The following is a 23,483-nucleotide window of genomic DNA, read 5'->3' as shown; positions in this document are numbered from 1 at the left end:
CCGGAGGTCAACTCACACGATGCCTAATCGGCATCGCAGGTCGTGGCCTCGGGTCTAGTCGGTTCGGTAGACCTCGTGCCTGCACTCTCGCTCTTCTTGCCCGCCTCGATGGGGGCGTAGCGTCGCCGTTGCAGCTCATCGCGTTCGACGTCCGGGATCGTCATCGACTCGGCAAGCACGGCGGCGAGCGCACCCACTTGCGTGGGGTCCATGTCGGCGTGGAAGAGCCACCGGATGTTCTCGTCGCGCGTGATGAGGTCGATCGCCAAGCGCGCGCTCTTGTCCTGTGTGGTCGTTGCTCGGACGTATCGCACTTGGTCAGCAGGGATGTCTTGCCGGATCTCGGCTTGCTCAAGGAACGCGTTCGTCTTGGCCGTGATGATGCGGCGATCCGTGACGGCGACCAGTGTCTTTGCCGCAGTCTTGTCCCTTGCTGCCGCCAATTTTTCCTTCGCTCCACCGACGATCGCAGAAATGGGACCGAGAGCATCCAGCTGATCGGGGAAGCCAAGGACACGTAGGGTCTCACCGTCCTCAAGGAGCCATCGCAGGATGCGAAGGTACGGCTCGCCATCCAGCGATTCAGGTGCGCAGACGACGCCCGGAGCCTCAAGCGGGGGAGCCGGCGGATGGAGAGCGTCGGCAAGAGGCTCGATCGCCTCCAGGAGACGAGCGGAGGTCTCTCGGGCTGCCTTCACGTCCTTCCGCTTCCCCGGCAGCGGCCATGTGTCGGGTCCGGGGAGTTCGGCGGTGATCCGCAGCTCTCGCGTCAGCGCGTCGACGAGGCTCGTCGATTCGGCGAGAGCGGAGTCGAACCCCGCGCGCGTGTCACGCGCGATGACCTCGGCGTACTGCGCCTCTGCTGCGTCTTCGCGTCCAGCGACTCTCGCCCTTGCGGCACGGAGTGCGTGATACCCGGTCCATGCCTTGAGGGAGGACAAGAGGGCGTAGGCATCGAAGGCGATCGCCTCGGCGTTCGTCTGCAGATATTCACGGTGGCTGCGTGCGTCGGCCCGACCGATCTGCCTGACGTGGTCGCGGACATTCCCCTGGTAGAGCTCAAGCTGCTTCTGCAGCAGCGCTCCACTACCCGCGACGTCCTCCCACAAGGACGTCGGGACCGATTCGATCTCTCGCGCCTGGTCGACCGCGCGATCGATGGCGGCGACGAGCCCCGTCAGTTCTGCCCACTGTTCCTTGCGGATGGCGGTGAGGACCTGACTGGTCACAGCCAGGTTGGTCCTGACGAGGCCCGAGACCTCACTCAACATCATCTGAAGGCCGACCATGGCCAGCGCCGGCCCGATCGAGGCCGCGGTCTGCGCCTTGCTCACCCCATTCACGGAGAAGAAGCGGGCCTGACGCCAGATGCGGCCAGGAACCATCACTGCTCCGAGGTTCCCGCCGTCCTTGACGGCGAGCGTCGCGCCGCTGTTCAGCAGGGGCTGTGTCGTGGCGTCGATCCTGTAGAGCCCCTGCACGCCGGCGAAGGCGCTTCCGAGATTGCCGACCACGGTCGCCGCGTTCCCGATCGAGGCGAGGATTGCCGAGATCTGCTTGCGGTCGGCAGCCGGCACGATGCCGAAGTCGATCAGATCGGGCTTCAGCTCCGGCGGGACCTCACCGGCGACGACAGCCACTCCTGGGAGCACCTCCACCAGGACCGTCGACACCGTCGTCGAGTCGACCTCCGAGTCGGACACCGGATCGTCCACAACAGGCGAGTCGGCGATATTGCTCCGGCCGTTCTCCTCAGGCTCGGCGATCTCCATCGAGTCCGACGGGTCCCCCATGCGATCTCCTCCCCCGCAGGCCCGCAACAGCAGACCTTGTCCGCGTTGACTGCCGAAGTCTACGGCTCAACGCCCCGCGTTTCGGCACGAATCCACCGGGCCGATCCGGACTGGCTGATGTCGAGCCACGGGTGGCCCCGGCGCGGTCCAGACCGCTCCGGGCCGCGGTTGTCGACCGCTCCGACGGAACACAGAACACGAGGAAAAGGCACGGGTCGAGGTGGCCGGGCTGGAGTGGCGACACCCTGAGGCCGATGTCTCCCAGGTTCACGCTCTCGTGTGCTGCGGGCAAGACGCCCAGAAGCATGATCGGTGCGGAGTTCCACAAACAGGTGGTCGGTACGCGGCGGGCTGTCAGCCGGATCGGCTAGCTTGTTGCCGAACCTCCTCGACAGCCCGCCCGGCCGCCCCGACCGAAGGACAGACGTGCAGACGACGCCGCTCAGCCCCGAGGATCCCACGCAGATCGGCGGCTTCGAGCTGTTGGGCCGGGTCGGCCAGGGCGGCATGGGGCAGGTCTACCTGGGCGAGTCTCCAGGTGGCGAGCCGGCCGCGGTGAAGATCATCAAGCCGTCGGTCGTCGATTCGACGGCCCGACTGCGCTTCGCGCAGGAGATCGAGATCCTGAAGACGGTCTGGGGCGCGCGGATCGCGCAGCTCCTCGACGCGGACGCGGAGGCGGAACAGCCCTGGCTGGCCACCGAGTACGTGGAGGGGCCGGACCTCGGCAAGCACGTGGTGACACACGGCCCGCTGCCCGCGCTCCTCGTCCTGTCACTCGGCGCCACTCTCGCCGAGGGCCTGGGCTATGTGCACAAGCAGGGACTGCTGCACCGGGACCTGAAGCCCGCGAACATCCTGTTGGGCCCGAACGGCCCCAAGATCATCGACTTCGGTCTCGCCGTCTTCGCCGAGTCGAGCGCCTCCCTCACCGCCGCCAACACGGTCGTGGGCACCCCGTCCTGCATGCCGCCCGAGCAGGCCAACGGTGTGAAGCCACTGACGAGCGCCGTCGACGTGTACGCACTCGGTACGGTTCTGCTGTTCGCCGCGACGGGCCACCTGCCGTATCACGCGAACAACATCCACGTGCTGTTCCACATGGTGACCGATCCGGCGACCGCACCCGATCTGACGGGCACACCACCCGAACTGGTCCCCCTCCTGACAGCCATGCTGTCCCACCACGCTCAGGACCGGCCCGCACTCACCGAGGTCGTCCAGCAGTGCCGTGGCCTGGTCGAGGCGCAAGGGCTGAAGCTCGCCCAGGCACGTCGGCGTCTCACCACCTACACGGCGGCACCTCCACAGGACTTCCCGACGCTGCTGTCGCCGCCCCTGCCGGAAAGCGCGCCCCTTCCTGCTCCCGTCCCCGCCGTAACCGATCCGGCAGGCACGCTGAGCCATGAAGAACCACCGACCGTACCCGTGGTTGCGGACGTGCCCACTGCCGATACCCAGCCCACCATGCTTCTCGCCCCGCCAGAGCAGGCACCGCGCACCGAGCCACCCGCGCAGCCGGCGCCGCCCCCGGCGCCCCCGACCGGCGAGGACCAAGAGGAGCAGCAGGGCCCTCAAGCCCCACAGGAGGTGCCCTCCCAGCCTCGCCCCACCGGACGCCCCCCAGCTCGTTCCCTGCGCCATTCCGCCCAGGCCCGCCGCACCGCCCAGCAGCTGCGCGAGGCCTACGCGGCGCGCGCCGCGTTCTGATCAACGTCCGCGCCCCGCTCCAGGCGCCTCCCCGACACGACCACACCGCGCACCATTGACCTGCGGGTCTGCCCCGGTGAGGGTGGTTCACGCGCTTTGCCGCCCATACGGCACAGTGGAGCGGTACAACAGCGTGAGCGGCATGTCCGGCCGAGAGCCGGGCGGCGACCGCGACAACAGCACAGCACGACGGACACGGGAGGCAGCGGGTGACCGCCCAGCAGAGCAGCACCGCACCGGTCGGCCCTCGCCCTGACGGGGAGGACCAGTTTCCGGCGGGCGCGCAGGTCTTCGTGCGCGACGAGGTGTGGCTCGTGCGGAACTCCGTGCGCACCGAGCACGACGGCGCGAAGGTCGATGTCGTGGGCGTGTCCGACTTCGTACGGGACCAGGAGGCCGTGTTCTTCACCGGGCTGGACACGATCGAGCTGATCGACCCCCGCCGTACGAAGCTGGTCCGGGACGAGTCGTCGAACTTCCGCCGCTCCCGTCTCTTCCTGGAGGCGGTCCTGCGCAAGACGGCGCTGCCGCAGTCCGAGCGCCGGCTGGCCCTCGCCGACTCGTTCCTCCTCGACTCCCTCCCCTACCAGCGCCGCCCCGCCGAGCTGGCCCTGTCGGGTCGCAACCTGCGCCCGCGGCTGCTGATCGCCGACGTGGTCGGTCTGGGCAAGACCCTGGAGATCGGTCTGACGCTGGCCGAGCTGATCCGGCGAGGGCGTGGCGAGCGAATCCTGGTAGTCACCCCGCAGCACGTCCTGGAGCAGTTCCAGCACGAGCTGTGGACCCGGTTCGCGATCCCTCTCGTACGGCTGGACTCGGTCGGCATCGAGCGGATCCAGCGGGAGATCCCGGCGGGCCGGAACCCGTTCACGTACTTCAAGCGGGTCATCGTCTCGATCGACACCCTGAAGAACACCGACCAGTACAAGCACCACCTGGAGCGCATCAACTGGGACGCGGTCGTCATCGACGAGTCGCACAACCTCATCAACCGCGGCTCCCTGCGCAACCAGCTCGCCCAGATCCTGGCCCCGCGCACCGACGCCCTGATCCTGGCCTCGGCAACTCCGCACAACGGTGACGCGAAGTCGTTCGCGGAGCTGATCGGCCTCCTCGACCCGGCGGCGATCCGCGATCCGGAGCACTACCGCGCCGAGGACATCGAGCACCTCTTCATCCGCCGTACGAAGATCAGCCCCGAGGTCCGCGAGCAGATGAAGGGCCAGTGGGCGGACCGGGGTCCCTCCCAGTCGGTGCGGTGTGCGGCCACGCCCGCCGAGGAGAAGATCTTCGAGGAGCTGGCGACGGTTTGGCTGCCCGGCGAGAACGGCACCTCAGTGAGCAGTGTGCCCCTCTTCCCGTACACGCTGCTGAAGTCCTTCCTGTCCTCGCACGCCGCCCTGAAGGCGACGGTCACCGCGCGCATCAAGACGCTGGAGAAGAAGGACGACCCTACGGCGACCCGCGCCGAACTCGCCGCGCTGCGCACGCTCCAGGAGCTGGTGGCGCCGCTGACGGAGGCGGACTCGGCGAAGTTCGCGGCGCTGGTGGAGCAGTTGAAGGCGATCGGCGTCGGCCCGAAGTCGGACGCGCGGGTGGTGGTCTTCTCCGAGCGGGTGCAGACCCTGGAGTGGCTGCGTACGGTGCTTCCGGCGGCGCTCGGCTTTCGGGGCCGGGCGGCCGAGGAGTCGACGCGGGTGATGCACGGCGGTCTGTCGGACGAGCAGCAGATGCAGTGCGTGGAAAACTTCGGCCTGGCGGACGCGCCCGTACGTGTCCTGCTGACCGGCGATGTGGCGTCCGAGGGCGTCAACCTGCACCGCCAGTGCCACCAGTTGATCCACTACGACGTGCCGTGGTCGCTGATCCGCATCGAGCAGCGCAACGGCCGTATCGACCGGTACGGGCAGGCGCACCAGCCGCAGTTCCGCGCGCTGATCCTCACCAGTGAGGTGGAGGGCGCGAAGGACGACACGGTGGTGGCGGAGCGACTGCTGGACCGGGAGGACCAGGCGCACCGGGCGCTGGGCACGGCCGAGGCGGTGACGGGCCTGTACCGGGCGGAGGCCGAGGAGAAGTCCCTCATCCAGGATCTGCTGCGCGGCCGTACGGTGGACGAGTCGCTGGACGCGCACCGGGCGGAGGCCGAGGCGGACGCGGCCATGGACGACTTCCTCGCGGACTTCTTCGGTTCGGTGGGCGACGGCGCCGAACCGGGCGGGGAAGACGGCGATCAGCAGGACGCCGAGGCAAGTGGTGCGGAGGGGTCGGCACCGGGCGGTGCCGGAGCGGGCAACGCGGCGGTGCCGCGCCTGTTCACGTCGACCGCCGAGTTCCTCGACGAAGCGCTGCGCGAGGTGTTCCCCGACGCGACCACCAGCCTGGACCTGCACCGGGACACCGAGTCCGGCCTGCTGTCCTTCCGCCCGCCCACCGACCTGGTGCACCGCCTCAAGGCACTCCCGCTGGACTACGTACGCGAACAGCGCCTGCGTGAACGGCTGTTGGTGACCTTCAACCGCCGCCTCGCCGAGCACAGCCTGAAGCGGGCCCGCGAGTCGTCCACGTCCAGCTGGCCGGAGATCTCCCTGCTCACGGATCTGCATCCGGTGGTGGAGTGGCTGACGGACAAGGTCCTGGTACGTCTGGGCCGCCAGGAGGCCCTGATCATCACGGCTGCCGTGCCCGAGCCCACGTACCTGGTCCAGGGTGTCTACTCCAACGCGCTCGGCCGTCCGACCGTCGTCAAGTGGATGGGCGTGACGCGGGGCGGCACCGTCGAGGACGACATGGTGGGCCTGCTGCGCCGCTCCGGGGTCGGACCGACCATGGCCAACCCGATGCGCCACAGCGAACCGGCGACCGCGCTGGAGGCCGGCATCCCCGACGCCCTGACCGCCGCCGAGCACTTCCTGGACCGGCACCGCGACGCCTGGGACGAGCCGCTGCGCAAGCCGATCGACGACTACAAGGCACGCCTGGGCGACTGGGAGCAGCCCACCCTCGCCGGGGAGCGGACGAAGAAGTCGCTCGCGTCGCTCGCGGACTCGCTGCTGACCACCGGCCGCCCTCTGCTGCGGGTCCTCGCCGTCCTGGTCCCCGACCCGGAAGCGCCCGCGCGTCCGCCGTCCACGGCCTGAGCCCACGCCCGGCCACGCCCCGGCTCGCCGCCCGCCAGACTTCGCTACCTGAGATTCCCTGAGAAGAGACCGGACATGACGTACGACTCCCTGGTCAACCGAGGCGACTACTTCTCGGCGCACTACCTCGCCGAAGTCCTGCCCAAGGACCTCAAGTCGGGCCTGCTGGCCACCTGGAAGCAGCGCGAGGACGAGGCGAGGGCGGAGGCCGAGCGGGCGGCCGCGGCGGGAGCCGACGGTACGTCCGAAGCGGTGCCGGGGGAGCCGGACGCCGACGCCCTGCCGGTCACCCCGCGCGCGGGCCTGCGCGAACTGCGCCGCCGCTACTTCCGGGCCCGCTCCTCCTTCGCCCTCCCCGAGGACGAGGACGGTACGGCCGCCGCCCAGGACACCGAGGACGACTCCGCGACGTACGACTCCCCCGCCTGGTGCGAGCGGGTCCGCGCCCTGAACGCGGAGGTGCTGCGCGCCCTCGGCTACGACGCCAAGCCGCGCACGATGACGGTCACGCGCGCCGACCAGCCGTACGAGGTGCGGGTGGCGCACGCCGAGAAGGGCCTGGTCGCGGTCGACTGCGGTTGGGCCGCCGAACCGGACGCCGCCCTCGACCCGGAGGGCCCCGGCCGCCTCCTGGAGCTGGTGCCGCTGGAGGGCCGGAACACCGTACCGACGGGCTCGAAGCTCGCCTCGTTCCTCTTCGCCTGCGAGGACGCACCCCGTTACGTACTGCTGCTGGTCGGCGGTGTCGTCGTCCTCGCGGACCGGATGGTGTGGGGCGAGGGCCGCTACCTCGCGGTCTCCCTGGACGCGGCCCTGCAACGCAACGACACCAAGGCGGGCGGCGAACTCGACACGATCGCGGCCCTGTTCGGCGCGGACTCGCTGCGCACGCCTGAGGAGGGCGGCGAGAACCCGCTCGCCGAACTCGTCGGCAAGTCCACCAAGCACGCGGTGGGCGTCTCCAGCGAACTGCGCGACGGTCTGCGGCTGAGCGTCGAGCTGATCGCGAGCGAGGTCCTGGCCCGGCTGCGCGAGCAGGGCATCCGCCCCGAGGACATCGGCGAACTGCCGGACCTCGGCAAGCAGTTGACCCGCGAGTCGCTCCGCTACCTCTACCGCGTCCTGTTCCTCCTCTACGCGGAGGCCCGCCCAGAGCTGGGCATCCTGCCCGCCGACTATCCCGAGTACCAGCAGGGCTACGGCCTCGGCCGTCTCGGCGAACTGGTCGCCGAACGCGACCTCGTCGACGAGAAGTCCCGGCAGGGCACGTACCTGTACGAGTCCCTGGACCTGCTGTTCCGCAAGGTGCAGGAGGGCTACCGTTCCCGCCGGACGCACGGCCCCTCGGCCGTGGAGACGGACGACGGCGTCGAGGTGGACGCCGGCAAGGCCAGCGAGGATGTGGGCCTGCGTTTCGAGCCGCTGCACTCCAAGCTGTTCGAGCCGGAGTCGATCCGGCTGATCGGGCTGGGCGCGATCCCGCACCCCCACGACGACGCCGACGAGGACGACACCGACGGCGGCGGCAGCGGTGCTCGTGTCCTGGACACCCAGCTGCGCAACGCCACCCTCTACAAGGTGCTGCGCCTGCTGATGATCACGCGCGGCAAGAAGGGCGAACGCGGCGGCTTCATCTCGTACGCCCAGCTCGGCATCAACCAGCTCGGGGCCGTGTACGAGGGCCTGATGTCGTACAGCGGCTTCATCGCCGCCGACAACGAGGATCTGTACGAGGTCGCGAAGGGCGGCGACCCGAAGGACGGTTCCTGGCTGATCCCGAAGTCGAAGATCGACGACTATCCGCGCGACGTGTTCGTGTACCGCCGAGACGAGGAGACCGGCGAGGACGTCCGCGTCACCTACACGCCCGGCTCGTTCGTCTACCGCCTCTCCGGCCGCGACCGTCAGACCTCCGCCTCGTACTACACGCCCGAGTCCCTCACCAAGGTCACGGTCCAACTGGCCCTCCAGCACCGCCTGGACCAGGACGGCACGACGACAGAGGCGCGCGAGCTGCTCGACTGGAAGATCTGCGAGCCGGCGCTCGGCTCGGGCGCGTTCCTCAACGAGGCCATCAACCAGGTCGCGGCGGAGTACCTGCGCCGCCGCCAGGAGGAACTGGGCACGCCGATCGACACGGAGAAGTACGCGGTCGAACTCCAGAAGGCGAAGGCGTACATCGCCCTGCACAACTCCTACGGCGTCGACCTCAACGAGACGGCCGTGGAGCTGGCGGAGGTCTCGCTGTGGCTCAACACCATGCACCCCGGCATGGAGGCCCCGTGGTTCGGCCTACACCTGCGGCGCGGCAACTCGCTGATCGGAGGCCGGCGTGAGGTGTACCCGCCGGAGAAACTGAAGAAGGCGGCCTGGCTGGGGACGACTCCGGAACGCTTCCCCCTGACGGAGGCGGCGAACGGCCTCCCGGTGACGGTGACCGAGCGCACGACCCGGAGCGGTTCGGTGCAGCGGGTCACGGAGAACGCCGTCCACCACTTCCTCCTCCCCGCGAAGGAGTGGGGCGCGGTCGCCGCCGAGAAGGAGGCGAAGGCGCTGGCCCCGGAGGCGGCGCGCACGCTGGGCAACTGGCGCAAGATGATCACGCGCACGCCAACAGCCAAGCAGGCGGAGCGACTTCAGGCAGCGGCCCGGCGGGTGGAGTTCCTGTGGGACCTGGTCGTACGGCGCCTGGAGATCTCCGAGCGGGACATCTCGCGCCGGATCGACGTGTGGGGAGCGGAGGACGGCTGGCTGCGGTCACCGGAGGTGGCGGTACAGCGGGACAAGGTCGTGGCCGACCTGACGGCACCGGACACCCCGTACTGGCGCCTGAAGACGCTGATGGACGCGTGGTGCGCGCTGTGGTTCTGGCCGGTGCAGGAGGCTGGCCTGCTGGACGGTACGGCGGAGGTGTACCAGCGGAGGGCTGAGGAGCTTCCTTCGCGTGCGGTGGCGGAGGGGCTGCGGGCGGCGGACGAGTCCGGGGTGCTGATGTCCTGGGAGACGACCGACCTGTTCGGCGAGGTGACGGGCGCCGGTGAGCTGACGGCGGCCTCGGTGGAGCGTCGGCGTGCCGGGCGCCGCAAGGAGGCCATCGGGGGTACGCGCAAGCGGTCGGTGGTTCCGCTGGCGGGGCTGGACGACTGGCTGGAGTTCGCGGAGGCGCTGATCGGCACGGAGGATGTGCCTGCTGATTCACTGGTGGCGGAGTTCGGGTCGCTGGCGGAGCTGGAGCCTTATGAGGATGCGCTGCCGGATCTGATGGGGATGGAGCATTTCCAGCAGTTGGAGCTGCGGTTCCCTTGGGCGGGGGTTGCGGGGGATGTGGCGCGGGCGCAGGGGTTCTTCCACTGGGAGTTGGACTTTGCGCAGGTGTTTGCGCGGGGCGGATATGACTTGCAGGTGGGGAATCCGCCGTGGGTTCGGCTGGACTGGCAGGAGGATTTGGTCCTAGCGGAGCTGGAGCCGTGGTTCGTGCTAGCAGAGAAGCCAAGCGTGGCGGAGTGGCGGCTACGCAAGGAAGAGGTCCTCGGCACCGGTCCTGGCGGCCGAACCTTCACGCTCAGCGAGTTGGCAGTGCACGCAGGTGCCGCTTGCATGATTGGCAGTCCAGCTGTATATCCGCTACTCGCGGGCACCCGAGGGGACCTCTATCGGGCCTTCATGGTACAGGTATGGCAGCACATGACACCGAACGGCAATGTGGGCCTAATTCACCCAGACAGTCATTTTAGCGGTGTCCACGATGGCGCGATCCGGGAGGCCTCATACCGTCACCTTCGAGTACATGCGAGCTTCATCAACGCCGCTAATTGGGCTTTCGAAGATCTGGCGCGGAAGCAGGCGTTCGCCTTGCACGTGTATGGGACAGAGCGCGACCCAGAGTTTTCCCACCTGAGTTCACTGTACGGCGCGCAAGTACTCTTGGATTCCATGTCCCATGACGGAACTAGTGAAGCACCTGGAATCAAACACAAAGGATCATGGGATGTACGGCCCCACAAAGAGCGAGTAGTACACGTGAACACGGACCTCCTGACGCGATGGCAAGCACTCACGGGGTCAGCGGGCTCGGTAACACAAACACCTCTACTCTACCCTGTCCTGCGTAGCGAGCAAGCAGCCATTGAGGCACTGGCCGCCCATAACACCCGCCTCGCCGATTTCCAGCCAATGATCAGCAATGGATACAATGAGGCAAACGCCAAGAAAGACGGCCTGATTCGATGGGGCAACCAAGTTGTACCCGAGTACAAAGACGTCATTCTCCAAGGTCCTCATTTCGCAATGGCCCTCCCTTTCTCCAAGCAACCCAAAATCCCTTGTCGAAGCAATAAGGACTGGGAATCGTTCACCCCCACTAGCTTGCCGGAGAACTTCACCCCCGTCACCAATTATGTACGGGCCACAGAAGAGTCGAGATTCCTCGCAGCGCAAAGCCTATGGCATGGAGTACAACCCACGTCCTTTTTTCGCCTAGCCTGGCGCCGCATGCTCAACTTCAGCATCGCTCGCAGTCTCCACGCCGCTCTCATCCCACCCGGACCAGCTCACGTTCACACTGTTCAATCCATGGTTTTGGCTAACAATCGTCTGACTACTCTCAATGCAGGGTTCTGGGCGTCGATTCCTCTGGACTATCTTCTGCGTATCACTGGCCGGTCAGACCTCCAGGTGGCTGAAGCTCACAAGATGCCCGCCCCTGCCCCCGACCACCCCCTCGCCCCCGCACTCCTCCTGCGCACTCTTCGTCTGAACGCCCTCACCTCCCACTACGCCGCCCTCTGGACGGAGTTGTTTGACCCCCGCTGGGCAGGCTACGAGGACTGGGCCAACCCTCACTGGCCCCACCTGAAGCCCCTAGCTTTCGATCTCAAGCCCACGTGGGAGTACGCCACTCCTCTCCGCACCGAGCACGAGCGCCGCGCCGCTCTCGTCGAACTCGACGCCCTCGTTTCCGTCTGGCTCGGCATCACCGCCGACCAGCTCGTCGCCATCTTCAAGTCGCGTTACCCGCAGTTGCACGACTACGAAGCTGCCACCTGGTTCGACGCCAACGGCCGCAAGATCGCAGCCGACTTCAACACCTACGGCCACGGCCAGTCCAAGCAGGACTACCTCGATCTCCTCGCCCACCTGGAGGACCCGGAGCGCACCCCGCCTCCGGACGGTTATCAGGCCCCCTTCTACAAGGCGGACCGCGAGGCCGAGATGCGAGCCGCGCACGCCCACTTCCAGGCCCGCCTGGACGCCGAGATTGCCGGAGGTCGCTGGACTTCGCCCGCACCGAGGGACGACAAGCGCGAGGTTCCGGTGGATGCCTGAACGTCAGCCGCGCGAACCGACGCCACACCCGCCGTACCCCATCCCGCCCCACGACTCCCGATAGGTTCCCTCCATGCCAGGACAGTTGCTCGAACTGCACGTGGAGAACTTCCGCAGTCTCCGGGACGTGACGATCCCGTTAGGCCCTCTGACGGTTCTCGTCGGTGCGAACGGTGTCGGTAAGTCGAATGTCCTCAAAGTCTTCGAGCTGCTCGCCGACATCATCCGAACTGACCTCGAACCCGCCCTCGAAACCCGGGGCGGGTTCGACGAAGTTGCCTTCTGGGGAGGGCCCAAGCCCCCGACAACCCTTCGTATTCGACTCAAGGCGACCTGGACCACCCACTCCAGTCCCAATGCACCCGACGAGTACGACCTCAAGGTCCGGCGCTACTCCGCCCCCAGCAACAAGGACACCGGCCGCTATCGACTCACCCGCAGCGAGAGCTTCCAGTTCAAGCGGACGCGGGGGCGAGGACGCCGTATCACCGTGTCGGGCGAGCGCGCCACCGTGGTCGACACCCGGCCGAGCAGCGGTCTTGAGGACAGCAGTGAGTTCGGCATCCAACGACTCAGCAGCGGTCTGTCCACCCTTCCCCGCCTGACCAGCACGGAAGGCGGCACGGAGGTCGCGCGGGTGGCGCACCAGCTTTCCTCGTTCCGGGTGTTCGATGTGAACGTGAACGCGGCGCGTCAGCCGTCCCGGGTCAACTACGACGTCCTGTCGTCCAACGCAGACAACCTGGCAGCCTTCCTGTACGTACTCCACATGGGCGACCACACCGGGGACGAAGATCTTTGGGACCGGCTGGTGGACGACGCCCGTTCCGTGCTTCCCCAGTTGCTGGACATCGAGTTCGTCAAGGTCGGAGGCGGGGCCGACCAGATCACGGTCTTCCTTCGCGAACGCGGTCTGCGGCGCCCCACTCCCCTTGCCGACGCCAGCTACGGAACCGTCCGCCTTCTCGGCCTCCTGGCTCTGCTCTACGACCCGGCTCCTCCCGCCCTCACCTGCATCGAGGAGATCGACCACGGTCTTCATCCGCAGGCTCTGCGGCTGATCGTGGAGCGGTTGCGTGAGGCCAGCGCGCTCACTCAGTTCATTGTCGCCACCCACTCCCCCGCCCTCACGGATCGCCTTCTACCCGAGGAGATCGTGATCTGTGAGCGCGACGACGACGGTGCCTCCCTCATCCCTGCCATCACCACGGGCGACGTACACGCGATCGTCGAGGAGAGCGGAGACCTACCGCTCGGCGAACTCTGGTTCTCCGGCGTCCTCGGAGGCGACCTCACCGGGGAGGAACTGTGACGGCCAGAAACAGAGGTCCGCAAGATCGCGGTGTCATCGTGCTCGCCGGCGAGGACTCCAACGACTGCCGGATCGTCGCGGAGATCATCAAGCAGCATCACCCAGACCTCAGCAACGCCCGACTCGTCGAGATCAGCGACAAGACCCGCCTCAAGACGGCCACCGGTCCCGAACTCGCCGCCCGTATCCGCACGATCATCGGCAAGGCGAAGGGCCGGGCGCTCCGGGCGAAGGGCCCGCTGGTCGGGCTGGTGATCCACGAAGACTTGGACGGCTACACGGACGCCGCATACACCCGTATCCGTGCGAACGTCGCCGGAGCTCTCTCCCGTGAAAGCCCCTGCAACTCGGCCTTGGCGCTTGCCGCTTGGGAGTCGGAAGCCTGGCTCTTACTCTTCCCGGACGCCTTCCCGGCCGTCCGACCCAACTGGAAGATTCCCGCCCAGCTCCAAGGCCGCGACACCGGAACCATCAAGAGCCCCAAGGAAGAACTCAAGCGCAGGCTGGGTTCCCCGGCCTTCCGGGAGAGTGACGGGCCCAAAGTAGCCGAGGAGGCCCGGTCGCTAGGCCTACTAGCCTCGGGCCCGAACGGTACCAACCGCTCCTACAAGGACTTCGTCCACGAACTCGACCAGTGGTCCGCAGCCTCCGTTCCGAGTCCCCGCCGCAGGTGAGCCGTTCAAAGCCGCCGGTGATGCTCAGGCGGTCTGGTCTGCGGCGTACCCGACGAACACCGCCCAGGCATCCGGGCCAACTGCCAGCCCACGGCGGGTAGTGTCCTTGGAGTCCCGCACATGGACAGCCTGAGGACAGGTGGCTACCTCGACACACTGACCACCCTCACCGCTGCTGTAGGTGCTCTTGGCCCAGGTCAGTTCCGTTGCGCCCTTCATAGCTCCCCCAGCAGTCCCTCGACGAAAGCCATCGACTCTCGTGGAGTGAGAGCCTGAGCCCGGATAATCCCATACTGCGCCTCAAGCTCCCGAACGGGCGTCCGCTCGGTGTAGAGGTGGCTACTTTTCTGAACCTCTGCGTAGGCGATCCGCTGCCCCGCCCTGGTCTCGATCAGAGTGAAAGGACCTGCAAGTCCCGCATGGTCCTCCCGCTGCAACGGCATGACCTGGATCTCGACGTTGCGGTTCTGCCCGGTGAGCATGATCTGCTCAAGTTGGCCGCGATGAACCTCAGTACCGCCGATGGGGCGGCGCAGTACAGCCTCCTCGATGACGAAGCTCATCAACGGTGCGGGCCATCGGGAGAAGATCTCTTGCCTGAGCATCCGGGCGGCCACCCTCTGCTCGATCGTCTCCTCGTCCAAGAGCGGTCGGCGCATCGCGAATACGGCGCGCGCGTACTCCTCTGTCTGTAGAAGCCCATTGATCAAGTGTGTGTCGTAGACATGCAGCTCAACCGCCTCCGCCTCCAACCGAGCCGCATCCCGAAAGAACGCCGGGTACTGTGCCCGCGCGACCTCCTCCTTCATCTCCTGCAAGACCCCGCCCGCGTCCAGCAGTTCGTCCGCCACGTCGATGAACCGAGGCGGCGGCACCCGCCTTCCCTGCTCGAACGCCGCGATCGTGGACGCCGAGTACCCGGCCCGCGACCCGAACTCGGCCCGCTCCAACCCCGCCCGCAGCCGGAACCGCTTCAACTGCCGACCGAATACCCGGAGAATGCCCGACCCCGACTCGGGCGACCCCGAAGCCTCCGTCTCGCCCTCCGAGCCCATGTCCGCAGCCACGGCTTCGTCCGGCTGCCGTACCAGTTCGCTCACCCGCCCGCTCACCTCCACCGCCCGTGCCCACCCACCGACAGCCACGCTAGAAAGCACACGGTCACCACACCACCGAACCCCGAAAGTTCACCCGCACAAGTGCGAAACCGTCGGTGCCGGATCAGGTGGCCGAGTGGGCAGATTCGGCCTCGCGGCGACCACGGTCCTCCCGGCAGTCCCGGCACAGGGCGCGCGGGTCGTCCGAGCGGAAGCCGCGGTCGCAACCGTCGCAGTTGATCATCTGCAGTGGTCGCGACGGGGGCGTCACCGTCTCCGTACGGACAGATCTCCCGGGCAGCGGTGGCGGGAGGAGGGCCGTCAGCCGGTATTCGAGAAGGCTCGCCGGGTGGTGGATGCGGACGGCCTCGGATGGAAGGCCCGCAGTGAGCGTGCGGGTGATCTGGTCCGGCGTCGCGGCACGGGCGAGCCAGGCCTCCACGGCGGGCACGAGGCGCTGAACGTCTCGTTCGGACAGCAACAGCCGGGTGTCAGCGAGCCGCAGACGCGCGAGCAGGGCGACCGCCGGTCCTTCGGGCAACGCGACGGGCCCGGAACCAGCAGGCCTCGTACGTACAGAAGCCGGCGGCGAGTCAGGCCGCCGCCGGTCCTCCGCCTGGCCCTGCACAGCCACCGGCTCCGGAGCACGACGAGCCCCGGGCTCATCCCCGGCGGCAGCGGACGGGGCAAGGGCGACAGCCTCCAACCCGCTGCCCCGCGCCGAGGGCACCGAGCGCATAGAGCGAATGGAGGCCACCGAGGCTCGTACGACCGCCCCCGGATGATCGAGGAAGAACGTACGCGTGGCGATACGCCCACCCCCGAGCGGCACCCGGCGGCGGACGAGGTACCCGGCAGCCTCCAGTTCCCGCAGCGCCCTGCCGATCGTCACCTCGCCCTCCTTGAAACGCAGGGTCAACGTCTTGACGGTGACCGAGGCGCCATCGGGGAGGGACTGGATGTGGACGCCGATACCGATCGCCGTGGCGGAGAGGCTGGGGTGCTGGGCGAGGTGGTTGCCGACGACGGTGTAGCGCTCGGTGTGGCGGTGCCGTACGTGGAGGACTCCGGCGCGGGGCGCGTCCGGCGGGAGTTCCGGAGGCGCGGGCGGCGAGTGCTCGGGCGACGGGTACGCGGGCAGGGCCGCGTTAGACTGCGGATCAGCCATCGGGAAGGTCAACTCTTCCTGGTTGGTCAGGCCCTCGCCGGGATTGCCGTCCTGTCGGGGGCCGTTCTCTGTTTGCGGTTGCGTGCGGCGACCGTACCCCACCCACCCGACCCGCTGACGCTCCCGTCACTCGAACGAGTGGCGCCCCAACTCGCGCACGAACGGGTTGGGTTCGGTGGGGTCGGTAATTTCCCCAATGGCTTTTAAGAACATCGCGCACCACCGAGTCACGGGGTCCCGCGTCCCGGTGCCGACCTGGGCGAACAGCCGGCCACACGGCCGTACGACTTCCGTCTCGACCACCCGGGGATCCACACGAAAGCGATCCACACGAAAGCGCCCCCTCCCCCCACCGGCCAGCAGTCCAGGCCCCTCCCCATCCCTCGTGGCTGCTGCCTCTCCCGATCGCAATCTCGTGGCTGCCGCACTCTGGTGTGCGACGCGGCGTGGCCGACGTAACACGCCTTTGGCTGGAACTGCGTTGCTGCTGCAATGGTCGGCTGATACAGATGAAGTCCTGTTGTCAGTGGCGTGTGTGACGCTGAGATGCGACCGGGTCAAGGCATCGGCCGGGGGATTCACGGGGGTTGGTATGACGGGGTGGGACATCTCGCCTGCCGGGGTGGGGGCGGTGATCTCCACGGTGCGGGAGGCCGCCGAGGGCATGAACAAGGGCATCACGCTGTACGGCGGTGCCGTGCAGCGCGCGATGGAGTCCGCGGGCACGCTGTCGTTCGACGGTGAGGGTGCGACGAAGACCGAGGGTCATGCCTCGGGTCTGGTGGCGGTCGCGCTGGGCGAGTTCGTCACCGGTACGGAGCGGGACGTGGTGTTCCTGCCGCTGCGCGCGAGCAATTCCGCGAACGGCGCGGTCGAGGCTACGAACGCGTACGGGGCGGGAGAGCTGGAGCAGGCGTGGAACGCCCAGCGTCAGGCGACCCTGGCGCCGGACGTGACGGCGTTCATGGAGGAGGCCCGCAAGCGGGCGTACGAGGCGCGCACGCCGACCGGCAGCGGTGAGCAGCCGTGATCAGCCCGGAGAAGATACCCAGCTTCACCGGCAATCTGGTCGACCTGCAGCAGCAGATCGCCGCCATGCGCCGGGCGGCCAAGGCGATCCGGGAGCACGGCGGTGACGTGCACACCCGTTTCCAGAACCTGTCGTCGTCGTACAAGGCCCCGGAGGCGGGGCAGCTGTTCGCGACGACGCAGGCGGTGGAGTCGAGGTCGTCGTCGTTCGCGGACGACCTGGAGACGGTGGCCACCGCGCTGACCGACTATGTGGTCGAAGTAGCCGAGACCGTTCGACAGTTGGAGTCGCTGCGCGGACAGGCGCGGGTGTTCGTGGCGTCGGTGCAGGGCGATGACGGACTGTTCCAGAACTGGCAGAAGGACCAGGACAAGGTCGACCAGCACCAGGCCATCTGGGACGCCGTGAACGCGGCGGTCGCGGCCTTCCAGCAGGCCGAGGTGACCTGCGCCGACAAGATCACAGCGCTGGTCGACGGCACCCAGTGGCACATCAACGACGGCAGCCCCAAGCAGGACAACGCCTACGGCTTCAGCGCCGACCAACTCGCCGCAGCGGACAAGCTGCCATGGGGCGCCCCGGCCCACCACGAAGTTCTCCCCTTCGGTATCGACTACCACCTGAAGGAGTTCGGCCTCAGTGTGAAGGACAACGTGGTCGGCACCGTGGAGGGCGTGGTCAACCTCTTCAGCCCCGGCGAGGAGGGCGACGCCACCCGCGAGGGCCTGGCCCGGGTGATCGTCGGCGCGGAATCGTATCTGCTGGACCCCCACGGCGACCGGGAGCCGACCTTCGGGCCGTGGCAGGAACAGTTCATGGACGAGAGCCGGCCGTACGCGAAGGAGTTCGCCAAGGGACTGGTCGGCTGGGACGACTGGGCGGACAACCCAGGCAAGGCCGCAGGCACCCTCGTCTTCAACGGCCTCACCCTGGGCGCCGGCCCGCTCGGTGCCACCGCCAAGGGCCTCTCTGCCGCGGGCAAGGGCGGGGCCGGCGCCCGTGTGGCCGGTACTCTCGCCACGGTCGGCGAGGTGCTGGACCCGATCGGTGCCGCCGCCAAGACGGTCTCCACGACCGCACGCGTCCTGCCCACCATCCGCGAACTGACCACCGGCATCAACACCGCCACCGACGCGGCAGCCGCCGCGGACGCCACCCACAGCGTCCTGCGTCTCGCCGACGGTTCCGAACTCCGCATCTCCGACGGCGAGTTCATCCCTGGCAGGAACGGCGTCCCGGACACCACCCCCGCCCGGCCCGAGCCCCCGGCGGCCCAGCGCCCACCGTCGGTCGAGCTTCCCCGCGACCGCGAGTTGGTCGGCGCGGGCCCCCGTACGAACGACGCCACCGCCCACGCGGGCGACCACCAGTCGCCACGGGCCAGTCCCGAGGCCACACCCGACAGCCGCGTCGGCGGAGACAGTCATCAGTCGTCAGCACGTGAGGCGTCGGAGAGTGGCACCGGAGGCACGCGGGGATCTGGCTCCGGCCACTCCACCGAAGGCACTCACGGCTCGCCGGAAGGCCCGCACCATGGCGGCCGGGGGTCCGGTTCGGGCACGGCGTCTCCTGATGGAAGCCCGGCTGATCCTCCGTCCGGCGATGACGGTGTGCGCGCCGACGGCGACCCGACAGTGCCTGGCGAGGAGCCGCAGTCACACGGCGGCGCTTCGGACGAGCCCCCCGGGATCGATCCCGCGAAATACGCGAAAAACGTCGATGACGTCGCCCAGACCCAGACGGGCCGTATGGAGCCGGAGCAAGAGGCCGGAGTAGTCGCGGAACTCGAGCGGGCCAGGATGGACGCACGCGATCAGGCGGGCGTGCTCCGTTCCCTGCGCAAGGACCCGTACGGAGCAGGTGTCGCCGAGATGATCTCGCGCGGGCATCTGCGGGAGATGGAGGGCTACGACAAGCTCCTCGACATGTGCAAGAAGGGGCCCTCCAAGGGCGACCCGAAAGGCATGGTTCCCGCCGCCTACATGGCCATGCGGCTTGCGGACGACTTGCAGGCCCAAGGCGTCGGCCGGGTGGGTGTGGAGCTCGACACGGCCACGTTCGACCTCGATGTCTACACACGGCACCCTGACGGTTCGATCGACTACGGCTACCAGCTCAAAGACGTCGACAGGATCGACGGCATCAAGAGCGCCGCCAAAAAGGCTGCCGGACAACTGGCCCACGAAGGGGTGAGTAACCGGGTGGCTATCCTGGACGTACATCAACCGATGGGAAGCCTCACCCCCAAGATGTTCAACGAGGCCGAGTTTCACGCCCGAAGGGTAGGTGGGACATTCCTCCTGCGCTTCACGGACGGATCCATCACCGTCCCACCGAACGGACCCACATTCCCGTAAGGAACAATCATGTCGACATTGATGCGTGCACCGCGGGAATGCGGTTCCTGGTTCTGGGATCTCGACGAGGTCGCCGCACCGGGGCTGGAATCTGCTCTGACGACGGCAGGGCGGATGAGCGAGGTACTCGTACGCCTTGAGCTACTCACCCCTGCCAAGCTTGAGTACGGCTGGTACGTCCTGGACCTCGGCTCCACCGGTATCACGAGCAGTCTGGAACTCACGACGCCGTTGGGAGACCCGAGCCTGGCGGGACGACTGGTCGGCAGCCGCCCCACAGCCTTTCCCACCGCGGAGATCGATGACCTGCACGTCATCGGCACAGGGACATGGATCGACGAGGCAGGGAAGGCCCGCCAAGAGCCGCGGCTGATTGACCTGTCGGTGTCTCCAGCGCCCACCGGCCTCTCAGCCGAACTGTCCGTGCATCATGACATCTGGGGCTGGTACGACTTTTCCGGCCGCCCGCATCCCGACGTTCACCGGCACAACGCTCCCCGGCTCGCGACCGCCCTGAAGGAACTCTCCAGCCTGCTCGGAGTTTCCCCTGAGCCCGGCGAGCCGACCTATTTCGGTAGCGCCACGCCCGAGGGGCTGGCGACGCCGGAAGCGTATGAGGATGGAATGGGTCCCGACTTGACCGGCAGACTTTGAATTCTCGGCATAGGGGTCGGCTGACTTGCCACGATACGGGGTTCCCTATCGAAGCGGAGCCGAAGTACCTGCCCAGGCATCAAATCTCCGCTGACATAGGAATGTCGTGACACAGGACGTCATAGCCCTCACTCCCAAGATGCCGGATACCCGCACCCTGCTCGCCGGGTTGTACGCCGGCGGGCCCGAACTGCGGGTGGACAGCCTGTCCGAGGGCGCCGCCGTCCGGTTGTGCACACCCGACGGGGGCCCTGCGGTGACCGTCGAGGTCCCGCTCTTCCTTCAAGTCCCGGGGGAGATCAGCCGGTTGTTCGGTCCCGATGTCACGGCTGACGCGCCGGTGTGGTGGACCGAGGTGCGGGCGACCACCGCCATCGAGGAGGCCGGGCGCCTGGCCGGATCGGTGGCAGGGCGTCTGACGGCAGTGCTCGGCGGCACCACCTGGCCCCCGGAGGCCGCGCACGTCGAGGTCGTCGCCCTTCCCGGCGCGGACAACGACGTCTCCGCTCCGGTTACCGACACCGGCGTCTCGGTCGCCGTCGATGTCCTGACCGATCGGGCAGCCGTGGTCTTCCAGGACCGTCCCGTCGTCGCGGCGACAACCTGGCTCACCGACCTCGCACAGACCACGGCCGGGTCGGGGCGTGAACTGCAGATCGTCACCACGGCCAGTGCCCGGCTCACCCTGCCCGTCCAGTCCCTCCTCATCAGTCTCCCCGTCCGCTGGGTCGTCCGCGATCCTTCGGGTGGCTTCTACGACGGGCTCACCGGCGCCGTGGTCCACTGGCGGGAAGGTCACTTCACACCGGTACGGAATGCCGCCGGCGGCCCCCGGACGGCGGAAGCCTTCAACTCCCCCACCGCAGACGCCCCGGAGGGCGAGCGGCAGATGCTGCTGTCCATCCGCACCGCTCACCCCGCGACGGGGGATCTCCTGCTGGGCGGTGCGCTTGAGTCGGCCTGGGAAGCCCTCACCGGCGCCCCGCCCGCCGGCTGGTCCACCGCCGAGCCCGTCAACCTGCCGTGGTCACGCCGCCCGTTGACGGAGCTGGCGCGCACCCGAGCCCAGAAGTCGGCCCCCACCTGGCTGATCGCCGTGGGCGCCCCCGACCGCCCGGCCATCGCCACCCTCCGTATCGTCCGCACCCCTGCAGGCGTCGAGGAGCACATCACGCTCGCCCTCGGACACACCGCCGACCAGCCCCCGCCGCTCGATGCTCTCCCCGCACTCGCCGAGACCCTGGCCACCCGTCACAACCTGGTCTCCATGCTCACCCACCTGCGCTCCGCCAGAGCCGACCTGACGACCCCGCCGCATCGCGAAGAGCCCCCGATCCCGGTCTCCTTCACCCTCGGCCCGGACGCCGTACGAGCCGTCGGCCACAAGCTCGCCGAAACCGCTCCGCAGTCGCGCCCCGCCCGCCTCGGCCCGGCGGCACGACCGGCCCTGCACTACGCCTTGGGCGACGGCAGCGACGCCGTGGCCTGGCAGCACCTCAAACAGCTCAACGACCATCTGCGGGGCGCGCGATAAGCGACCTCCGGCCCGAGCCACCACCCACAAGGATCAGAACTCGGAAGTAGCTCTGTGCCCGCCCTCACCGATGTGTTTATGTGCAGTCATGGAGGAAGCAGACACGGTTCCGGTCGTTGACACCAGGTATCGGCTGGAACGATCCCTGGGAGCGGGCGGGCAGGGGGAAGCGTGGCTGGCGTACGACGTGCGCCTGCACCGCCGGGTGGTACTGAAACAGTGCAAGGTTCCTGAGGGAGTATCAGCCAAGGAGCGCGAGGTACTCACGGCACGAGCCGAGCGTGAGGCCCGTGCGGCCGGAAAGCTCAGCCATCCGGGCATCGTCACCGTGCACGATCAGTTCTCCGACCGCAGTGGCCTGCCCTGGCTGGTGATGGAACATGTGGACGGGCAGTCACTCCGGGAAGTCCTGGACAAGGGACCTCTCCCGGGCACGGAAGCGGCACGCATCGGCGCCCAGGTCGCAGCGGCTCTGGCTGCCGCACACTCGGCCGGAGTAGTCCACCGCGACATCAAGCCGGCCAACATCCTCCTCTCGGGCGACCGAGTGGTGATCGCCGACTTCGGGATCGCCAGCATGCTGGGCGAGATCACTCTCACGCCCACAGGAACAGTCATGGGGACACCGCAGTACATGTCCCCGGAGCAGACCAGCGGCGGGCCGATTTCTCCGGCTTCGGACATGTGGTCGCTCGGAGCCACGCTGTACCGCGCGGTGGAGGGGCGACATCCGTTTTCCGGTGAATCCGCTCCACAACTGGTCCTGGCCGTCAGCCGTGGTGTTCCGCAGCCCATGCGCACCACCGGCGCCCTGCCGTCCCTGATCGGTCAGCTCATGCGCTTCGAACCGGATGAGCGCCCCGCGGCTGCCGTCGCGGCAGCCACGATGAGGGAGATCGTCGAATGCCTCCCCACGGCCGGCCCAGGGCTCGCCGACATCGACAGACTGCTCGAACAGGCGACCAAAGAGCGTGACGAAGGCGCCCTCGACCAGGCCGAGGACCACTACCGGTCGGCTCTCGACCTCGCCATACAGCACCGCGCCAGGCGAAAGGAAGGCTGGGCCTGGGACGGCCTCGGCTCCTGTCGCTGGCGCGGCGGTGACCACGAGCTGGCGCTGAAGTTCTTCACCCGGGCCGATCGTCTTGCCGACGAGACCGACGACACACACCTGAAGGCATGGAGCTTGTACAACCTCGGTGTGTACCGGCGCAGACGCGGTGAACTCGCAGCGGCCAAGGACTTCTTGGAGCGAGCCCTGGCGGTCGCGGACGCCCACCAGTGCCCCGCAGCCGCAGGCTGGTCCCACCACGAGTTGGCCGAGTTGGCACAGTCCGAGGACGACACCCTCCGGGAGGAGGAGCACTACGCGGCCGGTCTACGCGTCGGCCTGGCTTCCGGCGACGACGGTCTGACGGGCTGGAGCCTGATTCACGTCGCCAGGTGCGCGGAGCGCTCAAGCGATCTTCCACGGGCAGGCGAGCACTATGCGCGCGCCTTGGAGATCGGCACCCGGATCCACGACCGGTGGATGGTCCGGGAAGCCGAGGAGGGCCTCGCGCACATCGCCGACCAGCAGCGAGGCACCCGTCAGGCAGACTCTGCCCGGCGGAACGCCGACCTGGACGATGACCGGTGAGGAACCCGCCAGGTTCATGCCGGATGGCAGCAGCCTCCCGCCCACCGTCC

14 protein-coding genes are annotated in these 23,483 nt (G+C 68.1%); 10 read left to right on the top strand and 4 right to left on the bottom strand.

The window, feature by feature from the left end:
• Positions 1 to 23 precede the first annotated feature (23 nt).
• Complete coding sequence (locus tag PYR72_RS34650; RefSeq protein ID WP_275458955.1) at positions 24 to 1,793, bottom strand: hypothetical protein; 1,770 nt, start codon at positions 1,791 to 1,793, stop codon at positions 24 to 26.
• A 426-nt stretch (positions 1,794 to 2,219) separates the two neighbouring features.
• On the opposite strand from PYR72_RS34650, the gene PYR72_RS34645 reads away from it, so the two are divergent.
• From PYR72_RS34645 to PYR72_RS34625, 5 genes are all read left to right on the top strand, one after another.
• The gene (locus tag PYR72_RS34645; RefSeq protein ID WP_275458954.1) at positions 2,220 to 3,503 is read left to right on the top strand and encodes a serine/threonine protein kinase; all 1,284 of its coding nucleotides are present in this window, start codon (positions 2,220 to 2,222) and stop codon (positions 3,501 to 3,503) included.
• A 209-nt stretch (positions 3,504 to 3,712) separates the two neighbouring features.
• On the top strand, positions 3,713 to 6,643 hold the full coding sequence (locus PYR72_RS34640) for a DEAD/DEAH box helicase (protein ID WP_275458953.1): 2,931 nt from the start codon (positions 3,713 to 3,715) through the stop codon (positions 6,641 to 6,643).
• Between the two features lie 75 nt (positions 6,644 to 6,718).
• Positions 6,719 to 11,968: a class I SAM-dependent DNA methyltransferase gene (locus tag PYR72_RS34635; protein ID WP_275458952.1), complete on the top strand. Its 5,250-nt coding sequence runs from the start codon at positions 6,719 to 6,721 to the stop codon at positions 11,966 to 11,968.
• 73 nt (positions 11,969 to 12,041) lie between these two features.
• Positions 12,042 to 13,280, top strand: a complete 1,239-nt coding sequence (locus tag PYR72_RS34630) for an AAA family ATPase (protein WP_275458951.1) — start codon at positions 12,042 to 12,044, stop codon at positions 13,278 to 13,280.
• Positions 13,277 to 13,954, top strand: coding sequence for a hypothetical protein (locus PYR72_RS34625; RefSeq protein WP_275458950.1), 678 nt, complete (start codon positions 13,277 to 13,279; stop codon positions 13,952 to 13,954). The genes PYR72_RS34630 and PYR72_RS34625 overlap by 4 nt, the downstream gene beginning before the upstream one ends.
• Before the next feature lie 24 nt (positions 13,955 to 13,978).
• Here the strand turns inward: PYR72_RS34625 and PYR72_RS34620 are convergent, their stop codons facing one another.
• From PYR72_RS34620 to PYR72_RS34610, 3 genes are all read right to left on the bottom strand, one after another.
• On the bottom strand, positions 13,979 to 14,173 hold the full coding sequence (locus PYR72_RS34620; protein WP_275458949.1) for a DUF397 domain-containing protein: 195 nt from the start codon (positions 14,171 to 14,173) through the stop codon (positions 13,979 to 13,981).
• Positions 14,170 to 15,009 carry a helix-turn-helix transcriptional regulator gene (locus PYR72_RS34615; protein WP_275460602.1) on the bottom strand — a complete coding sequence of 280 codons (840 nt, stop codon included), beginning with the start codon at positions 15,007 to 15,009 and terminating at the stop codon, positions 14,170 to 14,172. The genes PYR72_RS34620 and PYR72_RS34615 overlap by 4 nt, the downstream gene beginning before the upstream one ends.
• 166 nt (positions 15,010 to 15,175) lie before the next feature.
• Positions 15,176 to 16,219, bottom strand: coding sequence for a hypothetical protein (locus tag PYR72_RS34610; protein ID WP_275458948.1), 1,044 nt, complete (start codon positions 16,217 to 16,219; stop codon positions 15,176 to 15,178).
• Positions 16,220 to 16,811: 592 nt separating this feature from the next.
• Here PYR72_RS34610 and PYR72_RS34605 point away from each other — a divergent pair.
• The 5 genes from PYR72_RS34605 to PYR72_RS34585 all read left to right on the top strand — a co-directional run bounded on the left by PYR72_RS34605 (position 16,812) and on the right by PYR72_RS34585 (position 23,433).
• Positions 16,812 to 17,249 (top strand): DUF6507 family protein, encoded by a 438-nt coding sequence (locus PYR72_RS34605; RefSeq protein ID WP_275458947.1) that lies wholly within the window; start codon positions 16,812 to 16,814, stop codon positions 17,247 to 17,249.
• The gene (locus PYR72_RS34600) at positions 17,246 to 19,606 is read left to right on the top strand and encodes a hypothetical protein (RefSeq protein ID WP_275458946.1); all 2,361 of its coding nucleotides are present in this window, start codon (positions 17,246 to 17,248) and stop codon (positions 19,604 to 19,606) included. Before PYR72_RS34605 ends, PYR72_RS34600 begins: the two co-directional genes overlap by 4 nt.
• Before the next feature lie 9 nt (positions 19,607 to 19,615).
• Complete coding sequence (locus tag PYR72_RS34595; RefSeq protein ID WP_275458945.1) at positions 19,616 to 20,260, top strand: hypothetical protein; 645 nt, start codon at positions 19,616 to 19,618, stop codon at positions 20,258 to 20,260.
• A 106-nt stretch (positions 20,261 to 20,366) separates the two neighbouring features.
• A complete protein-coding gene (locus PYR72_RS34590; RefSeq protein ID WP_275458944.1) occupies positions 20,367 to 21,794 on the top strand; it encodes a DUF6177 family protein in 1,428 nt (475 codons plus the stop codon).
• Positions 21,795 to 21,882: 88 nt separating this feature from the next.
• Positions 21,883 to 23,433, top strand: a complete 1,551-nt coding sequence (locus PYR72_RS34585; RefSeq protein WP_275458943.1) for a serine/threonine-protein kinase — start codon at positions 21,883 to 21,885, stop codon at positions 23,431 to 23,433.
• Positions 23,434 to 23,483 lie beyond the last annotated feature (50 nt).

The sequence above is a fragment of the Streptomyces sp. VNUA24 genome, from assembly GCF_029167005.1.
Classification (GTDB): Bacteria; Actinomycetota; Actinomycetes; order Streptomycetales; family Streptomycetaceae; genus Streptomyces; species Streptomyces scabiei.
This window is presented reverse-complemented; position numbering and strand designations above follow the sequence as displayed.

Coding starts and splice junctions, on each gene's coding strand:
- PYR72_RS34585 (WP_275458943.1), top strand. CDS start 21,883: ATGGAGGAAGCAGACACGGTTCCGGTCGTTGACACCAGGTATCGGCTG.
- PYR72_RS34615 (WP_275460602.1), bottom strand. CDS start 15,009: ATGGGCTCGGAGGGCGAGACGGAGGCTTCGGGGTCGCCCGAGTCGGGG.
- PYR72_RS34610 (WP_275458948.1), bottom strand. CDS start 16,219: ATGGCTGATCCGCAGTCTAACGCGGCCCTGCCCGCGTACCCGTCGCCC.
- PYR72_RS34635 (WP_275458952.1), top strand. CDS start 6,719: ATGACGTACGACTCCCTGGTCAACCGAGGCGACTACTTCTCGGCGCAC.
- PYR72_RS34605 (WP_275458947.1), top strand. CDS start 16,812: ATGACGGGGTGGGACATCTCGCCTGCCGGGGTGGGGGCGGTGATCTCC.
- PYR72_RS34620 (WP_275458949.1), bottom strand. CDS start 14,173: ATGAAGGGCGCAACGGAACTGACCTGGGCCAAGAGCACCTACAGCAGC.
- PYR72_RS34630 (WP_275458951.1), top strand. CDS start 12,042: ATGCCAGGACAGTTGCTCGAACTGCACGTGGAGAACTTCCGCAGTCTC.
- PYR72_RS34650 (WP_275458955.1), bottom strand. CDS start 1,793: ATGGGGGACCCGTCGGACTCGATGGAGATCGCCGAGCCTGAGGAGAAC.
- PYR72_RS34595 (WP_275458945.1), top strand. CDS start 19,616: ATGTCGACATTGATGCGTGCACCGCGGGAATGCGGTTCCTGGTTCTGG.